The sequence below is a fragment of the Actinomycetospora chiangmaiensis DSM 45062 genome, from assembly GCF_000379625.1.
GTDB classification, from domain to species: domain Bacteria; phylum Actinomycetota; class Actinomycetes; order Mycobacteriales; family Pseudonocardiaceae; genus Actinomycetospora; species Actinomycetospora chiangmaiensis.
Genome location: NZ_KB903223.1, coordinates 65,068 through 82,943, shown reverse-complemented (window position 1 = coordinate 82,943; position 17,876 = coordinate 65,068). Strand labels below are relative to the sequence as shown.

Genomic DNA, 17,876 nt, shown 5'->3' with positions numbered 1-17,876 from the left:
GTGACGAACGGCCGTCCGGCGACTGGCCGGGAGGCGTCGCGGCGGTGGCCCGGGAGAGCCGCGCCGCGACGTGCGGTCAGCGACGCAGGCCGTGCCGCAGCCCGGAGCCCACCAGCAGGGCGTGCAGCCGCCCGGAGAGCGACGCCAGTTCGCCGGAGAGGTCGTGCGCCCGCCGGGCGGCCTCGGGGGCCCGGCTGCGCGCGACGGGGGTGACGAGCTGGGTGAGCAGGCCGACCTCGCGGTCCGCGCCGGCGCGCAGCCCGCGCAGCAGCCGGGGCTCGACACCGAGGGCCGCGAGTGCCGCCGCGGTCCGGGCGATGACCGGCGCCTCCGGCTCGTAGCGTCCGGACACGTCGGGTCGCAGGATCCCGTGGTGCTCGAGGGAGGTCAGCAGCGCCTCGTCGACGCCGTCCTCGGCCAGCACCGTCTCGCGGTCGACGCCGTCGCCCGCCGTCGCGGCCGCACCGGCGGACACCGCGCCGAGGGTGCGGTCCGGGTCGTCGTCGGCGGGGCCGACGGCCGTCATCGGGCCGACGGCGCTGAGCGACCGCGGCCGGGGCACCGTGCCGAAGCGGCGCCCGAAGCCCTCGTCGCCCCCGCCGCCCGGTCCGCCACCGCCGGGGCCGCCGGTCAGCGGCGCCATCGTGTCGGCCGGGCTCACCGCGTCGGCCGGCGGCGCGGTCAGCACCGGGCCGTCGGGGGTGGGCGAGGCGTCGAACTCCTCGAGCTTCGCCCGGATGACCTTGAGCGGCAGGTAGTGGTCACGCTGGGCCGAGAGCACGAAACGCAGCCGCCGGATGTCCGCGTGGGAGAACTGGCGGTAGCCGCTCGGGGTCCGGGCCGGCGAGATCAGCCCCTCGGACTCGAGGAACCGGATCTTGGAGATCGTGATCTCGGGGAAGTCCCCGCGCAGGGCGTCGAGGACGGCGCCGATGGAGAGCGCGCCCCGGGAGTCACCCTGGGGCAGACCGGCCGCCGTCACGCGATCCCCCTCGCCGCGCTCGCCCCGCTCACGAGTACTCCCCGGCCCCCTGACCGGCGGAACCGGCGTCGCGCGGCCCCGTCAGGAAGACCAGGCGGAACTTGCCGATCTGCACCTCGTCGCCGTTGGCGAGCACCGCGGTGTCGACCGGCTCGCGGTTGACGTAGGTGCCGTTGAGGCTGCCCACGTCGACGACCACGAACTCCGCGCCGTCGCGGCGGAACTCCGCGTGGCGCCGGGAGACCGTGACGTCGTCGAGGAAGATGTCGCTGTCGGGGTGCCGGCCGGCGCTCGTGGTGTCGCGGTCCAGCAGGAAGCGCGAGCCGGCGTTGGGGCCACGCTTGACGACCAGCAGGGCCGACCCGGCGGGCAGGGAGTCGACGCCGGAGACGCCACCGCGGGACTCCTCGCCGGTCTCGGCGAGGAAGTCGGCCCGGAAGACCGACGTCGTCTCACCCTGACGCTCGGGGGGGACCGCGCCCGGACCTTGGCTCACCGTGCTCCTCCGTCGATCACGTCGATGTCGTCTGTTCGGTCGATCCTCGCGTGCCGCTGGGCGCGCCGGTCCCGGGGGACCCTCGTCCGGGTGCGTCACCCGGGCGGGCCACCCCCGCGGCGCCCGGTCGGGACCACGGGGAGGAGGCCGCCGTCACGGTACCGTGCGTCACCATCACGCCGTGGGTCGGTCCCGCTTCGATGTGCCCCACTGATGACAACGCGCCGTGACCGGATCGGTCGCGCACCGTCGGGTGGAATTCAGGCCCCGTCGACGACGGCCTGGTACGCCTCCGCGTCCAGGAGCTCGGACCGCTCGCCCGCGTCCGAGAGGCGCAGCTCGAACATCCATCCGGAGCCGTACGGGTCGGAGTTGACCTGCTCCGGGGTGTCGCCGAGGTCGGAGTTCACCGCGGTGATCTCACCCGCCAGCGGGGCGTAGATCTCCGAGACCGACTTCGTCGACTCGACCTCGGCGATCGAGTCGCCGGCGGTGACGGTGTCGCCGACGGTCGGGAGCTGGACGAACACGACGTCGCCGAGCTGCTCCTGGGCGAAGTCGGTGATGCCGACGCGCACCACGTCGTCGTCACCGGCCGAGGCGATCCACTCGTGCTCCACCGTGTACTGCAGACCCTCGGGGACCACGACGACTCCTCCTGCTGTGTTCGGGTGAACGGGCCGGGGGAGCCTAGCGTGCGGGGGTGCGGGCCAGCTGGACCACGTAGAGCGCCCCCGACCAGAGGTGCAGCGCGATCCCCCAGGCCGTGAACGCGTACGCGACGGGCCGCGCGAGGTCGGCCCCCGGCCAGTCCATCTGGGCGAGCAGCAGCAGCGGGAAGGCGTACAGCAGGCACAGCGTCGCCGCCTTGCCGACGTAGAGCACCGGGAACGCGAGGTAGCCCTTGCGGCGCAGCAACGGCAGGGCGGCGGAGACCACGACGTCGCGGCCGACGATCAGCACCACCACCCACCACGGCACGATGTCGCGGACCACGAAGGCGACGAGTGCCGCGAGGACGTAGAGCCGGTCGGCCAGCGGGTCGAGGGCCTCCCCCAGCTTGGAGTACTGGTCCAGCCAGCGGGCGAGCTTGCCGTCGAGCCAGTCGGTGATCCCGGAGATCACCAGCACGACCAGTGCCCACCCGTCGGCCTGCGGCCCGAGCAGCAGCCACAGGAAGACCGGCACCCCGGCGAGCCGGACCGCCGACAGCAGGTTCGGGACCGTCAGCCACCGCTCGGACGCGATCTCCCGGATGGTCACGGCCGGAGTCTCCCAGCTCGCGGGCGGCCGGGCTCAGCGCGCGGTCCACCCCATGTCCATCGTGACCGGCACGCCGGTGAACGTGGACCCGGCCGGGGTGGTGAGGAAGGCGACCACGTCGGCGACCTCGCTGGGCTCGATCAGCCGCTTCACGGCGTGCGGGGTGAGGATGACCTCCTCGATGACCCGGTCCTCGCTGATGCCGTGCGCCTTCGCCTGGTCGGCGATCTGCTTCTCGACCAGCGGCGTCCGCACGTAGGCCGGGCAGACCGCGGCCGCCGTGACGTTGTGGGGCGCCCCCTCCAGCGCGAGGGTCTTCACCAGGCCCATCACGCCGTGCTTCGCGCTGACGTACCCGGCCTTGAACGGGCTCGCGGCGAGGGCGTGCGCCGAGGCGATCGGGATGAAGCGGCCGCCGCGCGGGGCCTCGACGAGCGCCGGCCACGCGTACTTGGCGAGCAGGAACGGGCTCGTCAGCAGGATCTGCAGCAGGGCGTCCCAGCGGTCCTCGGGGAATTCCGCGACCGGGGAGACGTGCTGGAACCCGGCGTTGGGCACGACGAGGTCGATCCGGCCGAACGCCTCGAGGGCGGCGTCGACGGCCGCGCGGTTGCCCTCGCGGGTGGTCAGGTCGGCGCCGAGGGTCTCCGCGCCCTTGAGGTCGTCGGCGGCCTCGAGGTCGACGCCGAGGACCTGCCAGCCGTCGGAGACGAGGCGCTCGACGACGGCGCGGCCGATCCCGCTGGCCGACCCGGTGACGACGGCGGCCCGGTCTTCTCCTGGGGTGCTCACGGACCCGACGGTAGGTGGCCCGCGCCACCCGCGGTAGGTGAGGTCCACACCACGCGCGCGAGGGTCGGTGTGGCCCGGCCACACCCGCTCGGCGCGCCCGGTGTGCCACCGGCCGTCCGGGGAGGTGGCACGCGCGTCGATTCGGGCACCACGGGCTCGTGACTGCCGTGGTGACCACCCCTGCCGTCGGGGCTCCCGCCCTCGGCGTGCCCGCCGATCCGGCTCCGCTCGTGCCGGACGTCCGCCGACTCGCGATCCTGCGGGCGAACGGGCTGGGCGATCTCGTGGTCTCCGAGCCCGCGCTGTCGGCGGTGCGCGCGGCGTACCCGGACGCCGAGATCACGCTGCTCGGCCAGCCGCACCACGAGGCGCTGCTCGCGGGGCGCCCCTCCCCCGTCGACCGGGTCGTGTTCGTCCCGCCGGTGCCCGGGGTGCGGGTCGGTCCGGGCCCGGACGCCCCCGCGGACGTCGTCGAGGCCTGGGCCGCCGGGCAGCGCGCGTACGGGTACGACCTCGCGATCCAGATGCACGGCGGCGGTGGGAACTCCAACCCGTTGCTCGCCCGCCTCGGCGCCCGCGTGACGGCGGGGACGGCCGCGCCCGGTGCGCCGCGTCCCGACCGCTGGGTGCCCTACACGCCCTACCAGCACGACACGCTGCGGTGGAACGAGCTCGCGGCGACCGTCGGGGCGCTCACCCCGCGGATCGAGCCGCGCCTCACGGTGACCGACGCCGACCTCGCGGCCTCCCGGGAGGTGGTCGCCGAGACCGACGCGCCGCTCGTCGTCGTGCACCCCGGCGCCACCGACGCCCGCCGCTGCTACCCGGAGGACCGCCTCGGGGCGGTCGCCGCGTCGCTCGAGGGCGCGCGGGTCGTGGTGGTCGGCGGCGGATCCGAGGGCGACCGGGTCGCCGAGGTGGCGCGCGGCTACGCGGCCGTGGCGGGTCGCGAGCCGGAGACGGTGGTGGGTGGCCTGACCCTGCCGGGGCTCGTCGGCCTGCTCGCCCGCGCCCGGCTGATGATCGGCAACGACTCCGGCCCCCGCCACGTGGCCGGCGCGGTCGGCACCCCGACCGTCGCGGTGTTCACCTACGCCAACCTCGCCGACGTCGCCCCGCTGACCCGGGTGTGGCACCGGGTGCTCGTGTCCTGGCACGGCGGCTGCGCGGTGTGCGGGCGCCGGGTGCTCGAGGGCTGGTGCGGCCACCACGCGTCGGCGACCCACGACGTGCCGGTCGACGACGTCCGGGACGCCGCGCAGGACCTGTGGGCGCAGCCCATGTGAGCACTTTCCGTCGTGATGGCCACGGAAAGTGCTCACATGAGGCGAAGCCTCACCCCGTCGTCGGGAACGAGCTCGCCGATCACCGGGTGCCCGGGGAGCTCCCCGACGAGGAGCAGTCCGCCCGAGGTCTGCGCGTCGGCGAGGAGGATGCGGTCCTCCTCGGTGGCCCCGTCGAGGTCGGACTCCGGCGCGACCCAGTCCAGGTTGCGCCGGGACCCGCCGGGCACGAAGCCCTCCCGGACCGCCTCGCGGGCGCCGTCGAGGTAGGGCACGGCGGCGGCGTCGATCACGGCGGTGACCCCGGAGGCCCGGGCCAGTTTGAAGGCGTGGCCGAGCAGGCCGAAGCCGGTGACGTCGGTCCCGGCGACGATGCCCGCCTCGACGGCCGCGCGGGAGGCGGCGGCGTTCAGCGTCGTCATCGTCTCGACCGCGCCCGCGTGCACCTCGCCAGTGACCTTGTGCCGGTTGTTCAGGACGCCGAGGCCCAGCGGCTTGGTCAGCGTCAGCGGCAGGCCGGCGCGCCCGGCGTCGTTGCGGATGAGCTTCGCGGGGTCGGCGGTGCCGGTGACGGCCATGCCGTACTTGGGTTCCGGGTCGTCCACCGAGTGGCCGCCCGCGACGTGACAGCCGGCCTCGTCGGCCACCGCGAGCCCGCCGCGCAGCACCTCGGCGGCCATCTCGTAGGGCAGCACGTCCCGGGGCCAGCAGAGCAGGTTGAGCGCGACGACGGGTCGGCCGCCCATCGCGTAGACGTCCGAGAGCGCGTTCGCGGCGGCGATGCGGCCCCAGTCGTAGGGGTCGTCGACGACGGGGGTGAAGAAGTCGGTGGTCGCGATCAGGGCGAGGCCGTCGCGGATCGTCACCGCGGCCGCGTCGTCGCCGTCCTCCAGCCCGACGACGAGCTCCCCGACCCGCTGGGCCGTCGGCGCCGGGGCGAGCGTGCGGACGAAGGACTCCAGCTCCCCGGGCGGGATCTTGCAGGCGCACCCGCCGCCGTGGGCGTATCCGGTCAACCGCTTGTCCGCCACCGCCGTCATGACCTCATCCTGCGTCAGACCGGGACGTCCAGCACGACCGGATCGCCGACCGCCCCGGCGCCGTACCCGCCGGTCAAGGCGGCCCGGCATCCCTACAGCCCGTGCAGCCCCCGCAGCACGCGCGCCATCATCTCGCGGTCGGGACCGTGCTGCGGTCCTGCGGCGGCGGTCGGGTGGATCCGCACCGACCCGTCGTCGGCCATGTCGCCGATGAGCACGCGGGCGACGCCGAGCGGGACCCGCATCAGGGCGGCGACCTCGGCGACCGAGCGGGGCGCCGCGTCGCAGAGGTCGCCGATGACGACGTGCTCCGGGTCCTCCAGCGGCGGCCGCGGGCGGGGCAGTGAGATCAGGGTCTCGACCCGCAGGTCGGGACGCGCCCTCGTCCGGCCGCGGGTGCGTACGTAGGGGCGGACCGACACCCGGGACTCGTACCCCTCCGCCCGGTTCTTCAGTTCGGCGAGGTGCAGCGGTGCGGTGGGCGACTCGTCGGGGCACGGGTGGACCGGGTCGTACCGCTCCTTCTCCCGCAGCGGCACCGCCTGGACCGGGACCACCGCGTCCTCGGCGGCCTGCTGCTCGAGGGCGCGGCGGATCTGGCGCGCGCGGGACCCGAAGCGGGCCCCCGTCCGACCGACCATCGTTCCCGACGGCGGGTCGCTCCCAGTGGCCACCTCGACCGGCGGTGCGGGGTCCGGCCCGCCGGCCGCCTGCGCGACCGTCCGGGGGAAGCGGGCCCCCGTGCGACCGACGACTGGTCCCGACGGCGGATCGGTACCGATGAGGGGCACCTCGACCGCCTCGAGCACCTGCTCGGCCGGCTCGACGGGTGGTTCGACCGTGCGGGGGAACCGGGCTCCGGTGCGCCCGACCGTCTGCCGTCGCCGGAGTCGACCGTGCCGCGCCTCTCCCCCGCGCTCCTCGGTCACGCTCCGCACCCGCTCTCCGTGCGCTCCGTATCGAAGCGGCCGATCCGGACAGGCACGTCACGCTACGGCACATCTCGGTCGGGCACGATGTGACGCTCGGTCCCTGACGTGACGATCTCGTGACATCGGACGTCGCGGACGGAGTAGGAGATTCGTCCACCCGTGACCCGACGGGACGACCGGGCGGGAGGTCGCGGAACCGGGCCCGGGACCGCGATCGGACCGCTTTCCGAGCGCTCACCGACCGCTGACGGACCGTCGTCGGACCGCTCCGATCCGGGCGGGATTCGGCCGTTCCGGTGGTCCCTGAGCGTCTCCGTCACCCGTCCGGTCGGAGGGGCCCTAAGCTGGTGTCGGCCCTACCTTCGACCTCTCGGTAGGGCTCATCTCGGCGGAACCCGGGGGTCGTCGTCGTTCCACCCGGTTCGCCGGGACGGCACCTCCGGGTTTCGTTGCATACGCAAAAGATCAGGGCCGCTCCGGTGCCACGACCCGGGCCCGTTCCCCACCGAACGCCACGACGTCACCGTCGGCGAGCTGGCGGCCGCGGCGCATCTCGGCCCGCCCGTTGACGGTCACGTCACCCGACGCCACGACGTCCTTCGCGTCCGCCCCGTGCTCCACGAGGCCCGCGAGCTTGAGGAACTGGCCGAGCCGGATCGTCCCGGTCACCTCGACCGCCCTCACGTCTGCCATCCCGTGATCTGATCACAGCCGTGACGACGACGCTGCTGCTCGTGCTCGCGGGCGTGGCGGCGGGGCTGTCGGGGTCGATGGCCGGGCTCGCGTCCCTGTTCTCCTACCCGGCGCTGCTGGCGACGGGCCTGCCACCCGTCGTCGCGAACCAGACCAACACGATCGCGCTGGCGATCTCGAGCTCCGCGTCGATCACGTCGTCCCGGCGGGAGCTGCGCGGGCAGCGCGAGCGGGTGCTGCGGCTGATCCCGCTGACCGTGCTCGGCGGGATCGTGGGCGGTGCGCTGGTGCTCGTCACGCCCTCGGACACCTTCGCGCTCATCGTGCCGTTCCTGGTCGCGTTCGCCTCGCTCGTCCTGCTGCGTCCGCCGCGGGCGGCGGCGGCCGCGGAGGGACGCCGGGACGGCCGGCCGAACGCCGCGACGGTGGCCGGCGCGATCGCCATCGGCGTCTACTCCGGCTACTTCGGGGCCGCCGCGGGTGTGCTCATGCTCGCCCTGCTGTCCCACCTGCTCGCCGACACGCTCGTACGGGTCAACGCCGTGAAGAACGTGCTCCTCGGCGCGTCGAACGCCGTCGCGGCGGTCGGTTTCATCGTGTTCGGCACGGTGGTGTGGAGCGCGGCCCTGCCGTTGCTGGTCGGCCTGCTCGCCGGCAACTACGCGGGCCCGGCGATCGCACGTCGCCTGCCGCCGCAGGTGCTGCGGGTGGGCATCGCGGTCGCCGGGCTGGTCCTCGCGGTCGTGCTGTTCGTCCAGGCGGTCACCTGACGGTGCGCCCGTCCCGGGTCCGGTGCCGGCGCCGCGGCCGACCCGCCGTCAGGACGAGAGCTGGCGCTTCACCTCGGTCGAGACGCGTCGGCCGTCGGCCCGCGAACCCACCTGCGGCTGCACGACCTTCATGACCTGGCCCATCTGCCTGGGCCCTTCCGCGCCGGTCTCGGCGATCGCGGCGGCGACCAGCTCGGTGAGTTCGGCGTCGGTCAGTGGCTGGGGCAGGTACTCGGCGAGGACCTGCTCCTCGGCGCGCTCCCGGTCGGCCAGCTCGGCGCGCCCGGCACCGTCGAACGCCTCGGCGGACTCGCGGCGCTTCTTCGTCTCCTTGGTGAGCACCCCGAGGACCTCCTCGTCGGAGAGGTCGTGGTGCTCGGTGCCCGCGGTCTCGGCGTTCGTGACGGCGGTCAACGCCATGCGCAGTGTCGAGACCCGGACCTCGTCGCGGGCCTTCATGGCGGTGGTCAGGTCGCTGCGGAGCCTCTCCTTGAGCACCCGTCCAGCTTAGGCGCCGTCGTCCACCCGGAATCGGTGGTGGGACCGCGGGGGCCAGGACAGGCGCGGCCTCCCGGCGCACACTGCGATCATGACCTCGGAGTTCGGGCGCACGGTGCGCCGCTGGCGTGACCGGCTCGAGCCCGCGGCGGCCGGGCTGCCCGCGGGGCAGCGACGGCGCGCGGCAGGGCTGCGGCGCGAGGAGCTCGCCGGGATCGCCGGCATCTCCGCCGACTACCTCACCCGACTTGAACAGGGCCGGGCCACCTCGCCGTCGGCGCAGGTCGTGGAGGCGCTCGCCCGGGCGCTGCGGGTGTCCGACGCCGAGCGCGACCTGCTGTTCGGCCTCGCCGGGCACGCCGCCCCGGGGCGCGACGTCGTCCCGACGCGGATCACCCCGAGCGTCCAGCGGCTGCTCGACCGGCTCGGCCACACGCCCGTCGCGGTGTTCGATGCCTCGCTGACGCTGCTCGTCGCCAACGCGCCCTACGACGCGCTGATGGGCGACACGACGCGCTGGCAGGGATGCGAGCGCAACGTCCTGTGGCGCCACTTCGTCGGCCCCGGCGGGAGGGTCGCGTACACCCCGGAGAGCGCGACGGTCTTCGAGGAGACGACGGTCGCCACCCTGCGGTTGACGGCCAGCCGCTATCCCGACGACCGGTCGCTGCGCCACCTGGTCGACCAGCTCGCCTCCCGGAGCCCGCGATTCGCCGAGCTGTGGGACGCCGACCTGCCGGACCCGATGGCGGAGGCGTCGAAGCACAAGACGATCGAGCACCCGACGATCGGCCCGATCACCCTCGACTGCGACACCCTCGTCGTCGCCACCGACGACGTCCGGATCATGGTGTACACCGCGGCGCCGGGGACGCCCGACGCCGAGCGCCTCGAGCTCGCCGTCGTCCTCGGGACGCAGGCGCTGGTCGAATAGCCACGTCAGGTCAGGTCAGGTCAGGGCGCGGACCAGTGGCATCGGCATCACGCGCAGCGCGGGGCCGAGCAGCGACCACGGCCAGCGCGGCGCGTAGGCGTGGCCGGGACGGCGCTCGATCGCGTCGACCATGGCCCGCACCCCGGTGGACGTGTCGACCCCGAACGGCATCGACATGCCCTCGTTGAGGTCGGTGCGGATGTAGCCGGGCGCGAGCTCGGTGACGGCGATGCCGGTGCCGTGCACGTCGGAGCGCAGCCCCTCGGCGAAGGTCGACAGGCCGGCCTTCGCGGCCGCGTACACGGTCTGGGCGCCGCGCAGCCCCCGGTCGGCCGCGACCGAGGTGACGAGCACGAGGTGCCCGGAACCCTGCGCGCGGAAGATCTCCATCGCGGCCTCGGCCTGGGCGATGGCCGCGACGAAGTTGGTCCGGGCGGTCCGCAGGTTCGCCTCGGGCCTCCCCGAGCCGACCTTCCGGCCGTCCCCGATCCCGGCGTTCACGATCATCCGGTCCAGGCCCCCGAGCTTGCCCGCGACCTCGGGGACCACCCGCGCCACGGCCTCGTCGTCTGTGACGTCGAGCTGCGCCGTCACCACCTGCGCGGAGCCGGGCCGCGCCGCCAGCTCCGCCGCGAGCGCCTCGAGTCGGTCGGTGCGCCGCGCGACGAGCGCCAGCTCGTGGCCCCGGGCCGCGAACTCCCGCGCCATGCCCTCGCCCAGCCCGCTCGACGCCCCGGTGATCAGTGTCCGCACGGGCCCCACTAGATCACGCCTCGTGGTGCTCCAGGATGTTCACCACGACACCTCCCGGGGTCCGCACGAAGAACCGCCGCACGCCCCACGGCTCGGTGGTCATCGGGTGCACGATCTCCAGCCCGGCGTCGACCATGCGCCGGTACAACGGCTCGTGCTCCGCGGGCTCCACGGCGACCGAGAGCACCGGGTCGACGGGGGCGCTCGCGTCGTGGGTGAGCAGCTGGACCTGCGGTACCTGCGCGATCCCGGTCGCGCTGTGGTTCACCACCCAGCCCTGGTCCATGGGCGTGTCCAGGCCGAGCAGCTCGGTCCAGAACGCGCGGTCGGCGGTCGGGTCGGCCATCGCGACGTCGGCGATGATCCTGCGCACGGGGCTCGTCATAGGGAGGGAGCCTTCCCGACGCCGGGTCGGTCCGCCTTGGACGGATCCGCCCGTCGTCGGCACGGGGTGACCGGCGTGGGGAGCCACCTGCCGTCGCGCGCGGCGGCGCCCGGCGCGTAGAGGCGCAGGATCAGGTAGAAGTCGCCTTCCGGGCAGGGCAGCCACGGCCCCTCCCCCGGGTCCTCGTGGGCGATGGTCATCGCGACCGGCCCGCTCGTCCCGAGCGACGCGCTCCCCAGGCCGTAGCGGTCGAGGACGTTGGCGTACAGCCGCCCGGTCTCGACGTGGTCGAGCGTCAGGCTCCAGAACGCGTCCGCGGGCGGCGGGGTGTCGAAGGCCAGGCGGTAGGGACCGCGCCGCCCGCGGAGCCGGTCGCCGGTCGCGTCGACGTGGGTGTTGAACGAGGTGTTCTCGGCGGTCAGGTTGGCCTCGAGGCCGACGTGGTTCATCACCGCGCGGGCCAGGAAGTTGTGCCCGTGCGCGCCCTTGTCGCGGACCCGGGTCCACCCCGTCCCCGTCGACTCCCCGAGCTGCGGCCGGCTCGCCCGCAGGACGGCCTGGGCCGCGGCGAACGAGTCCGCGAGCGCGTCCGCCGTCGCCTCGTCGAGCGCCGCCGGGTCCCACGGCCCGGGTCCGAGCAGGCCGAGCGCCGCGAACGGCCGGACGTGGGCCCACTCCGACTCGGGTACGCCACCGAGCCGCAACGCGGCGTCGAGGGCCCGGTAGAACACCCGCCAGTCCGTCTCGACGGCCTCGGGGTCGACCGCCGGACCGAGGTCGTCCACCACGGGCGGAGCGCTCAGCCGGACCGCGTCCTGGAGCCGGTGCACGGCGGCGACGTCGTCGTCGAGGACCTGGATCCGCAGCAGCAGCCACGCGAGGTCGGTGCCCACCCGCACCACCGCCGCGTCCGCCGGGACCTCACCGTCCCACCGCGTGGACACCAACCAGAAGCGGGAGACGCCCGGGTGCGTCCGCGAGTTGAGGTTGGTGGCGTTGCTGTGGGCGTCGAGCACCTGCACGGTGAGGTAGCGGTCGTCGACCTCCGGCAGTCGGAGCTCTGCGGGCCCACCCCGCAGGTCCAGCCAGGCGTTCGAGTACAGGGTGTCGACGTTCGGGGCGCGGAACCCCCGGAACTCCGGGCCCGCCGGGGTCCGCTCGTGGACGAACTCCGCCAGGCGCCCCGGCGCGCCGGGGGCGAGGATCTGCTCCGAGAACTGCGCGTACTGCAGGGCGGCGGGCGTGCCGTACACGACGGCCGCCGTCCCGAGGGCGGTGCACCACGTCCGCCGGGCGTCCGGATCGCGCGGGACCAGGTCGTCGTGCGGGGAGGCGACCACGTCCGTCGCGGTGGTGTCGTGGGTGCGGACGTTCATGGGACTCCCTCGTCAGGTCGCGTGGTAGCCGCCGTCGACGGGCACCGTGAGGCCGGTGATCCGGGCGGCGTCGTCGGAGAGCAGGAACGCGATGACGGCGGCGACGTCCTCGGGCGTGCCCATGCCGGGCAGGGGTGACTGGGATTCCATCCGCTGTTCCATCGCCGCTGGGTCGGGCGCCGCCCGGATGTGGGCCTCCACCAGCGGGGTGCGGACGGCGCTCGGGGCCACGGCGTTGACCCGGATGCCGTGGGCGGCGTACTCGACCGCCGCCGTCCGGGTCAGCCCGACGATGCCGGCCTTGGAGAAGCCGTAGGGCGCCAGGTTCGGCTTGCCGGACAGCCCGGAGGAGGACGACATGTTCACCACGGCACCGCGCCCCGCGGCGACCATCACCCCCAGGGCCGCCCGGAGGACGAAGAAGGCGCCGTCGGCGTTGACCCGCATCACGGCAGTCCACGTCGCGTCCGGGGTGAGGTGGATCGGCAGCTGCTCACCCACCACCCCGGCGTTGTTGACCAGCGCGTCGAGCGTCCCGTGCCGCGCGGCGAGGTGGTCGAAGGTCGTGCTGACGGCCCGGGCGTCGGTGACGTCGAGCTCGTAGGCGGTGGCGCCGGGCAGCTCCGCGGCGGCGTCGTGCGCCGCCACCGCATCGCGGTCCAGCAGCAGGACCTCGGCCCCCTCGTCGGCCAACCGGCGGGCCGCGGCCCGGCCCAGCCCGGAACCCGCGCCGGTCACCACCGCCACCCGTCCCCCGAAGCGTCCGGTGATCACCGTCGTCAGGCCCGGACCGCGCGCAGCTGGTCGGCGAGCTTCGCGGCGTCGGACCGGGAGAGCTTCCCGACCCGGTTCTGCGGGAGGCCCTCGACCCGGAACACGTACTCCGGCCACTTGCCCTTGGTCAGTCCGAGGTCGGCGAGGTGGCGCTGCAGCTCGGGGAGGTCGAGGTCGTCGCGGGCGGTGACGAGCAGGACCGCGACCCGCTCGCCGAGGACCTCGTCGGGCACCGGGACCACGCAGACCTGGTCGACGTGCGGGTGCCGCGCGACCGCGGACTCCACCTCGGTGACGTCGATGTTGCGCCCGCCGCGGATGATGATGTCCTTCTCGCGCCCGCGGATCGACACCGTCCCGTCGGGGGCGACCGCGGCGAGGTCCCCCGTCGGCAGGAAGCCGTCCGCGGTGAGCGCCGGCGGGACCACCTCGCCGTCCCGCGCGTACCCGACGAAGAGCGACGGGCCGCGGACCTGGGCCCGACCCGTCGTCCCGGCGGGCAGCGTCGTTCCGTCCTCGTCGACGGCGCGCAGCTCGGTGCCGGGGAAGGGCATGCCGTCGGTCCCGAGTCGCGTCACCGGGTCGTCGTCGGGCCGCGAGGTCGTGTGGCCGAGGCACTCCGACATCCCGAAGACCCGCAGGAACCGTGTGCCGAGCCGCTCCTCCGCCCGCCCGAGCGCGCCGGCGTCCATCGGTCCGCCGCCGATGGTCATGGCGGTCATGGCGGCGAGCTCGCCGCCGCGCCGTGCCGCGGAACCCATCTGCAGCGCCATGGTCGGCACGCACATCGTCCAGCGCGTGTCGTGGGAGGCCATGAGGTCGACGGCGGCCGCGGGGTCCCAGCGGTCGAGCAGCAGGACGCGACCCCCGAGCAGGAGCGGCAGGTAGAGCCCGAAGCACACCGCCGCGGCCGAGGACAAGGGCACGAGCGCGGCCACGGTGTCGCCGGGACGGAGCCCGACGGCGTCGATGGTGGCCCGCCCCGCGTACCGCAGCGCGGCCTCCGATTGGACCACGCCCTTCGCCCGGCCCGTGGATCCCGAGGTCAGGCCGATGACGGCGCCGCCGCGCCAGCGCCCGCCGCCCCGGGCCGTGCGGGCGGTGAGGCGCCAGCCGTCGAGGACCTCCGCGTCCGCCTCGCCCGGGGCGATCTCCGCGGCCACCGCGGGTGCGAGGACGACGGCGTCCGGGTCGACGTCCTCGCAGGCGGCCGTGAACTCCTGGGCGGTCGTGTGCCGGCTGAGCAGCGCCAGGGTGCCGTCGAGCCGGCCGACGGCGAGCGCGGCGACGAGGGTCCGCCACGAGTTGTCCGCCTGCACCATCACGGTCGGCCGGGGACCGGTCCGGGCCTCGACCGTCGCAGCCAGGTCGTCCGCCCGCGCCAGGACGTCCGCGACCCGGTGGGCCCCGTCGGCGTCTATCGCCACGACGTCGTCGGGCGCGGCGGCCGCCCGGCGCACCAGATCGGCGTGGAGCTCCCTCACCGGGTCGCCCCGAGCATCTCGACCTCGTCGCCGAGCAGGGCGATGCGCCGACCCTTCATCGACCCGACGTGCCGCACGGCCGCGGCCCACTCCTCGCTGGCCAGGGCCGCACGGGCGGACTCCTCGTCGTCGAAGCTCAGGATCGAGACCCCGTCCCAGCCCTCCGAGCGGGGCTCGAGGGCGCTGGACACGGCGGTGTGACGCCAGGCCCGCAGGCCGGGCAACGGGTAGGTCATCTCCGCGTGCTCGCCGCGCCACCAGTCGATGAACTGCTCGTGGGTCCACTCCGGCGGGCGCGCGGCCAGCAGGACGAGGTTGAACACGGTGGTCTCCTGTCGCGAGGGCGGGGTGTCAGTGGGCGTCGACGTCGAGCTCGGGCGAGCGGCCGATCATGAGATCGGTGACGCGCCCGTCGGCGGCGAGGCGGGCCGCGGCGACGAACGTGGACTCGAAGGCGCCCCCGCGGCGGGCCTGGCCGAGCACGAGTTCGTCGGCGTCCACCGTCGAGGCGGACAGCACGTGGTGGGTCAGGGCGCCCTTCTCGCGCTGGGCGAGGTAGCCCACCATCGCGTCGCGTCCGCCCGCGAAGTCCTGGGCGGCGCCGCCACCGGTCCCGAACACGATCGAGAAGCGGAAGTCGGGCGCGATCATCCCGAGGATGTCGTCGGGCGACTCCCCGTCGAGGCTCGCAAACCAGCGGCGCAGGAAGGGTGCCGCGATGGCGGCTGATCCCTCGTCGTTCTCCACGGACGACCGTCCCCTCTGACGGATCCACTCGAGCCTCACCCGAGTTGAGTTCAGTTTGCCCACCTCCACCCTAGGCAGGCCGTTGCCGCCCCGGCAAGCATTCCGCCGTGGACTCCTGAACTGACTTCAGTTAATTTCTGGCGAGGCGATGCCGCCTCGACCTCCCGACCGACCGGAGCACCCCATGTCCTTCGTCCTCATCCACGGCGCCGGCTACGGCGCGGCCTGCTGGGACGAGCTCGTCCCCCGACTGACGCACGAGGCCCTCGCGGTCGATCTGCCGGGCCGCGGGAGCCGGGCCGACGTCGACGTCCGGAAGGTCACCCTGCAGGACTGCGCCGACGCCGTGCTCGCCGACGTCGACGCCCGGGGGCTCGACGACGTCGTCCTCGTCGGACACTCCTTCGCCGGCGTCACGGTGCCGCGGGTGATGGGACCGCTCGGTGACCGTCTCCGCCGCGTCGTCCTGCTCTCCGCCGTCGTCCCGCCGGACGGCACCCGCGTGCTCGACCAGATCGACCCCGGTGTCCGGGAGGCCGTCGAGGCGTCGCTCGCCGGCGGGGTCTACAGCCAGGGACGCGAGGCGGCCCACGCCATGCTCTGCAACGACATGGACGACGCGACGGCGGCGTCCGCCCTCGACCGGATGGTGGACGACTCCGCGGCGCTGCTCTCGGAGGTCGTGGACCTGTCCGGCTACCGCCTCGACGTCCCGCGCACCTACGTCCGCCTGGCCGCGGACCACTGCTACACCCCCGACCTGCAGGAGCGTTCGGTGGCGCTCACCGGCGCCGACGTGGAGTGGATGGACACCGGCCACCTGCCCATGATCAGCGCGCCGGACGACCTGGCCGCCCTGCTCGACCGCCTCCACACGTGAGACCCAGGCGACGGCGGACCGCGGCCGTCGTCGCCGGTGGACCGGCCCGACCGGCCCCTCAGCGGGCCGCGAGGCCGCGGACGTCCGGGGCGGACGGGAGGCTCTCGTCCCACCCGTCCACGTGCAGGACGTCGTCGACGGCGGGTCGGCGGGCGCGGCCGAACCGCTCCCCCACCGTGTAGGCCACCGGCGTCAGACAGACCTGCTGGACCCGGTCGTACGGGATGCCGAGCAGCTCGGCCGCCTCGCGCTCGCGGGCGAGGTGCATCGTCGTCCAGCAGGTGCCCAGGCCGCGGGCCCGGGCGGCGAGCATGAAGCTCCACGTCGCCGGCAGCACGCCGCCGAGCAGCGACGCGCTCGCCATCGCGGAGGCGCCGTCGAGCCGTGCGCCCTCCAGGCAGGCGATGAGGATCGTGTCGACCTCGTGCAGGGCGGTCGCGAGCGCGTCGGCCGAGCGCGTCGTGCGCTCCTGCGTGCGGGCCGCTCCGGCGTCCTCGGTGGCCACCCGGCCGATGTAGCCCTCGGACCCGCGATAGGTCCCCTCGTAGACCGCGGTGTAGAGGTCCGCCAGCCCGGCCCGCAACGCGGGGTCCCGGACGACGACGAAGCGGGTCCGCGGCAGGTTGGACCCGGCCGGGGCCTGCAGCGCCACCTCGACGCACTCCCGGATCACGTCCAGCGGGACGGGGCGGGTGGGGTCGAGGCGGCGCCGGACCGCCCGGGTCGTCGTGAGGACCTCGTCGGCGTCCACCTCAGCCGCCCACGGGCAGGTCGAACATGCCGAAGTCGGGGCGGAAGAACGCCTGGTAGCGCCGGACGAGCCCGTCGGTGACGAGGGCGGTCGCGGTGAACGACCCGGTCCCGCGGCCGTCCGCCTCGGTGACGATGCCGTGCACCATCTCGAGGTCGCCGTCGACGGCGCGCCGGCGGACGTGGTGGCGACGCCCCACGGGCGGACGACCCACCACGTACGCCTCCAGGTCGGCCCGGCCGGAGCCGCGGACGTCCCGCCCGGGGATCGCGATGAGGAACTCGACGTCCGGGGCGACCAGGTCGAGCCCGCTCAGCGGGTCCGCCCCGTCGAGCCGTCCGTAGTACTCCTCGATGATCATCTGCCGTCCTCCTCGACGGTCACGGGTTCCTCGGCGGCGACCATGCGGGCCGCGCAGCCCGCCATGAAGGTCGCGATGTCGTCCAGGTCGAGCGCCCCGTCCGGGCGGTACCACCGCCACACGCCGGTGATCAGCCCCAGCAGGCTGCGCGCCATGATCACCGGGTCGCGGTCGGGGAACTCGCCGTCGGCGATGCCGCGCTCGATCAGCTCGACCCAGTTGCGCTCCACCCGCACGACGAGGTCGCGGGACGCGAGGCGTTCCTTCTCCTCCCGCTCGGAGGACCGCGGCGTCGCGAGCAGACCGATGTTGGCGACGAGGATCCGGTTCTGCTGGACCTCCTGCGGGGAGAGCGCGTAGGCCGCGCCGACGGCGGCGCCCAGACCGGCGAGGGCGGTCGGCGCGTCGGCCGTCGCCGCGTGGAACGCGGTCTCGGAGTTCCGCAGCCCCAGGCGCATGACGGTGAGCAGGCAGTGGGCCTTGGACTCGAAGTAGTGGTAGAGCGCGGTCTGCCCGATCCCGACCCGGTCCGCCACCGCCGACCACTTCGTGCCCTCGTACCCGGCCTCCCCGAAGCACTCCACGGCCGCGGCCAGGATCGCGGGACGCTTGGACCGCGGGCCGTCGTCGGTCTCGGTGAGTGCGGCGATGCTCATGGGCGGCCCTTTCGGCAGATGGGTCG

The 17,876-nt window shown here is 74.6% G+C and carries 23 protein-coding genes; 4 read left to right on the top strand and 19 right to left on the bottom strand.

From position 1 onward, the window contains the following. Positions 1–76 precede the first annotated feature (76 nt). The 5 genes from A3CO_RS0111020 to A3CO_RS0111000 form a co-directional block, all read right to left on the bottom strand. Positions 77–982 carry a MerR family transcriptional regulator gene (locus tag A3CO_RS0111020; RefSeq protein ID WP_018332300.1) on the bottom strand — a complete coding sequence of 302 codons (906 nt, stop codon included), beginning with the start codon at positions 980–982 and terminating at the stop codon, positions 77–79. 28 nt (positions 983–1,010) lie between these two features. After that, positions 1,011–1,478, bottom strand: coding sequence for a glycogen accumulation regulator GarA (garA, locus tag A3CO_RS0111015; RefSeq protein WP_018332299.1), 468 nt, complete (start codon positions 1,476–1,478; stop codon positions 1,011–1,013). Between the two features lie 260 nt (positions 1,479–1,738). Beyond that, positions 1,739–2,125 carry a glycine cleavage system protein GcvH gene (gene gcvH, locus A3CO_RS0111010; RefSeq protein WP_018332298.1) on the bottom strand — a complete coding sequence of 129 codons (387 nt, stop codon included), beginning with the start codon at positions 2,123–2,125 and terminating at the stop codon, positions 1,739–1,741. Positions 2,126–2,168: 43 nt separating this feature from the next. Continuing rightward, positions 2,169–2,741, bottom strand: coding sequence for a cardiolipin synthase ClsA (gene clsA / locus A3CO_RS0111005; protein WP_018332297.1), 573 nt, complete (start codon positions 2,739–2,741; stop codon positions 2,169–2,171). Between the two features lie 33 nt (positions 2,742–2,774). After that, positions 2,775–3,533: an SDR family NAD(P)-dependent oxidoreductase gene (locus A3CO_RS0111000; RefSeq protein ID WP_026204491.1), complete on the bottom strand. Its 759-nt coding sequence runs from the start codon at positions 3,531–3,533 to the stop codon at positions 2,775–2,777. Between the two features lie 158 nt (positions 3,534–3,691). Between A3CO_RS0111000 and A3CO_RS0110995 the strand changes: the two genes are divergently transcribed. Further along, positions 3,692–4,819, top strand: a complete 1,128-nt coding sequence (locus A3CO_RS0110995) for a glycosyltransferase family 9 protein (RefSeq protein WP_211214445.1) — start codon at positions 3,692–3,694, stop codon at positions 4,817–4,819. 32 nt (positions 4,820–4,851) lie between these two features. Here the strand turns inward: A3CO_RS0110995 and selD are convergent, their stop codons facing one another. The 3 genes from selD to A3CO_RS0110980 form a co-directional block, all read right to left on the bottom strand. Continuing rightward, the gene (gene selD / locus A3CO_RS0110990; RefSeq protein ID WP_018332294.1) at positions 4,852–5,856 is read right to left on the bottom strand and encodes a selenide, water dikinase SelD; all 1,005 of its coding nucleotides are present in this window, start codon (positions 5,854–5,856) and stop codon (positions 4,852–4,854) included. A gap of 92 nt (positions 5,857–5,948) precedes the next feature. Then, the gene (locus tag A3CO_RS31540) at positions 5,949–6,785 is read right to left on the bottom strand and encodes a DUF742 domain-containing protein (protein WP_245561481.1); all 837 of its coding nucleotides are present in this window, start codon (positions 6,783–6,785) and stop codon (positions 5,949–5,951) included. 468 nt (positions 6,786–7,253) lie between these two features. Beyond that, positions 7,254–7,481, bottom strand: coding sequence for an RNA-binding S4 domain-containing protein (locus tag A3CO_RS0110980; RefSeq protein ID WP_026204490.1), 228 nt, complete (start codon positions 7,479–7,481; stop codon positions 7,254–7,256). A 20-nt stretch (positions 7,482–7,501) separates the two neighbouring features. On the opposite strand from A3CO_RS0110980, the gene A3CO_RS0110975 reads away from it, so the two are divergent. Continuing rightward, on the top strand, positions 7,502–8,251 hold the full coding sequence (locus A3CO_RS0110975; protein WP_018332292.1) for a sulfite exporter TauE/SafE family protein: 750 nt from the start codon (positions 7,502–7,504) through the stop codon (positions 8,249–8,251). A 48-nt stretch (positions 8,252–8,299) separates the two neighbouring features. Here the strand turns inward: A3CO_RS0110975 and A3CO_RS0110970 are convergent, their stop codons facing one another. Continuing rightward, complete coding sequence (locus A3CO_RS0110970; protein WP_018332291.1) at positions 8,300–8,749, bottom strand: GatB/YqeY domain-containing protein; 450 nt, start codon at positions 8,747–8,749, stop codon at positions 8,300–8,302. 91 nt (positions 8,750–8,840) lie between these two features. On the opposite strand from A3CO_RS0110970, the gene A3CO_RS0110965 reads away from it, so the two are divergent. Further along, entirely contained in the window at positions 8,841–9,683 is an 843-nt protein-coding gene (locus A3CO_RS0110965) for a helix-turn-helix transcriptional regulator (protein WP_018332290.1), read from the top strand. Between the two features lie 15 nt (positions 9,684–9,698). Here A3CO_RS0110965 and A3CO_RS0110960 read toward each other — a convergent pair whose 3' ends face one another. The 7 genes from A3CO_RS0110960 to A3CO_RS0110930 are packed head-to-tail and all read right to left on the bottom strand — an operon-like array spanning position 9,699 to position 15,202. Further along, complete coding sequence (locus tag A3CO_RS0110960) at positions 9,699–10,445, bottom strand: SDR family oxidoreductase (protein WP_018332289.1); 747 nt, start codon at positions 10,443–10,445, stop codon at positions 9,699–9,701. Between the two features lie 4 nt (positions 10,446–10,449). Next, the gene (locus tag A3CO_RS0110955) at positions 10,450–10,809 is read right to left on the bottom strand and encodes a VOC family protein (protein ID WP_018332288.1); all 360 of its coding nucleotides are present in this window, start codon (positions 10,807–10,809) and stop codon (positions 10,450–10,452) included. Positions 10,810–10,817: 8 nt separating this feature from the next. Beyond that, complete coding sequence (locus tag A3CO_RS0110950; protein ID WP_018332287.1) at positions 10,818–12,197, bottom strand: DUF1254 domain-containing protein; 1,380 nt, start codon at positions 12,195–12,197, stop codon at positions 10,818–10,820. A gap of 12 nt (positions 12,198–12,209) precedes the next feature. Then, positions 12,210–12,971, bottom strand: a complete 762-nt coding sequence (locus A3CO_RS0110945) for an SDR family NAD(P)-dependent oxidoreductase (RefSeq protein ID WP_018332286.1) — start codon at positions 12,969–12,971, stop codon at positions 12,210–12,212. Between the two features lie 5 nt (positions 12,972–12,976). After that, the gene (locus A3CO_RS0110940) at positions 12,977–14,455 is read right to left on the bottom strand and encodes a class I adenylate-forming enzyme family protein (protein WP_018332285.1); all 1,479 of its coding nucleotides are present in this window, start codon (positions 14,453–14,455) and stop codon (positions 12,977–12,979) included. Further along, complete coding sequence (locus A3CO_RS0110935; RefSeq protein WP_018332284.1) at positions 14,452–14,778, bottom strand: EthD domain-containing protein; 327 nt, start codon at positions 14,776–14,778, stop codon at positions 14,452–14,454. Before A3CO_RS0110935 ends, A3CO_RS0110940 begins: the two co-directional genes overlap by 4 nt. Positions 14,779–14,806: 28 nt before the next feature. After that, the gene (locus tag A3CO_RS0110930; protein WP_018332283.1) at positions 14,807–15,202 is read right to left on the bottom strand and encodes a hypothetical protein; all 396 of its coding nucleotides are present in this window, start codon (positions 15,200–15,202) and stop codon (positions 14,807–14,809) included. Positions 15,203–15,386: 184 nt separating this feature from the next. Between A3CO_RS0110930 and A3CO_RS0110925 the strand changes: the two genes are divergently transcribed. Further along, positions 15,387–16,082 (top strand): alpha/beta fold hydrolase, encoded by a 696-nt coding sequence (locus A3CO_RS0110925; protein ID WP_018332282.1) that lies wholly within the window; start codon positions 15,387–15,389, stop codon positions 16,080–16,082. 58 nt (positions 16,083–16,140) lie between these two features. On the opposite strand, the gene A3CO_RS31535 is transcribed toward A3CO_RS0110925, so the two are convergent. The 3 genes from A3CO_RS31535 to A3CO_RS0110910 are packed head-to-tail and all read right to left on the bottom strand — an operon-like array spanning position 16,141 to position 17,850. Beyond that, positions 16,141–16,833, bottom strand: coding sequence for a nitroreductase family protein (locus tag A3CO_RS31535; RefSeq protein ID WP_018332281.1), 693 nt, complete (start codon positions 16,831–16,833; stop codon positions 16,141–16,143). A 1-nt stretch (position 16,834) separates the two neighbouring features. Next, the gene (locus A3CO_RS0110915; RefSeq protein WP_018332280.1) at positions 16,835–17,194 is read right to left on the bottom strand and encodes a nuclear transport factor 2-like protein; all 360 of its coding nucleotides are present in this window, start codon (positions 17,192–17,194) and stop codon (positions 16,835–16,837) included. Continuing rightward, positions 17,191–17,850 carry a TetR/AcrR family transcriptional regulator gene (locus tag A3CO_RS0110910; RefSeq protein WP_018332279.1) on the bottom strand — a complete coding sequence of 220 codons (660 nt, stop codon included), beginning with the start codon at positions 17,848–17,850 and terminating at the stop codon, positions 17,191–17,193. The genes A3CO_RS0110915 and A3CO_RS0110910 overlap by 4 nt, the downstream gene beginning before the upstream one ends. Positions 17,851–17,876 lie beyond the last annotated feature (26 nt).

What these genes read in the sequence shown, in the direction of transcription:
- A3CO_RS0110915 (WP_018332280.1), bottom strand. Translation starts at nt 17,194, where the DNA reads ATGATCATCGAGGAGTACTACGGACGGCTCGACGGGGCGGACCCGCTG.
- A3CO_RS0110925 (WP_018332282.1), top strand. Translation starts at nt 15,387, where the DNA reads ATGTCCTTCGTCCTCATCCACGGCGCCGGCTACGGCGCGGCCTGCTGG.
- A3CO_RS0110950 (WP_018332287.1), bottom strand. Translation starts at nt 12,197, where the DNA reads ATGAACGTCCGCACCCACGACACCACCGCGACGGACGTGGTCGCCTCC.
- selD (WP_018332294.1), bottom strand. Translation starts at nt 5,856, where the DNA reads ATGACGGCGGTGGCGGACAAGCGGTTGACCGGATACGCCCACGGCGGC.
- A3CO_RS0110910 (WP_018332279.1), bottom strand. Translation starts at nt 17,850, where the DNA reads ATGAGCATCGCCGCACTCACCGAGACCGACGACGGCCCGCGGTCCAAG.
- A3CO_RS0110965 (WP_018332290.1), top strand. Translation starts at nt 8,841, where the DNA reads ATGACCTCGGAGTTCGGGCGCACGGTGCGCCGCTGGCGTGACCGGCTC.
- A3CO_RS0110980 (WP_026204490.1), bottom strand. Translation starts at nt 7,481, where the DNA reads ATGGCAGACGTGAGGGCGGTCGAGGTGACCGGGACGATCCGGCTCGGC.